Origin of the sequence: Limosilactobacillus panis DSM 6035, assembly GCF_001435935.1 — a bacterium.
In the GTDB taxonomy this organism is placed as follows: Bacteria; Bacillota; Bacilli; order Lactobacillales; family Lactobacillaceae; genus Limosilactobacillus; species Limosilactobacillus panis.
Window position 1 is genome coordinate 1 of sequence record NZ_AZGM01000009.1, and the last position, 829, is coordinate 829.

General features: G+C 39.2%; 1 protein-coding gene. It reads left to right on the forward strand.

Going from position 1 to position 829, the window contains the following annotated elements; all coding sequences use genetic code 11:
• Positions 1-243: 243 nt before the first annotated feature.
• Positions 244-829, forward strand: a 586-nt coding sequence (locus FD32_RS09685; RefSeq protein WP_047770172.1) for an IS110 family transposase, incomplete at its 3' end; no start/stop codon positions are given.

The window sequence follows — 829 nt, forward strand, 5'->3', positions numbered from 1 at the left end:
GTTAAATTCCGAATGGTGCTTCTGATTCAGAGGCTTTTTGTCACAACCCCTTTTTTGTTACCCTAAAGATAGAGCTAAGGTCGAACATAGCCCCTGGGACTGCGAGTCCGCATTAAAAAATCACCTCCGCTATCTTTGCCTTGATATTTTGCTTTCAGGTTGTGGAACTACGAGTTCGAGTATAGGAAATGAATTACAAGGTTTGGATAACGGTTAACCTGGCTCGAGAAAGGAAGCTTTATAATGACAGATATTATTGCACTCGATGTTTCGATGGGTAGGAGTAATGTTACTTGGTATCGTCAAACGACCCGTCTCGATGAATTTATGTTCAGACATACGCGTTCTGGATTTAAAAAATTATTATCAACGATTCAATCAGCCGATCACCCTGTTATTTACTTTGAAGCGACCGGGGTGTATTCGCGACCAGTTGAACGTTTCTGTGTTGACCATCATCTTAAGTATTGTTTACTCAACCCGCTTAGATTGCATCTAAACTCGGAAGATTTACGACGTGTTAAAACTGACCGTCAAGATGCCAGAAATATCGCACTAACAGCACAAAGAAAATCCTTTCGTTTAACAGTGCCACGTTCACCACGTTTCGCTCGTCTTTATGAGTTAAGTCGTTTCTATAATCAACTTAGTCACGATTGGAATCACCGACTAGTCCAACTTCACGTAGCTTTAGAACAAACTTTCCCTGAAGTAAAGCAATTATTTAAAAATAACGCATCTAAGTTAGCTCTAAACGTTGTTGAATTATTCCCACACCCCGACTTAGTAAAATCTTTATCTCGAACAAAACTAAAAAACCAATTAATTA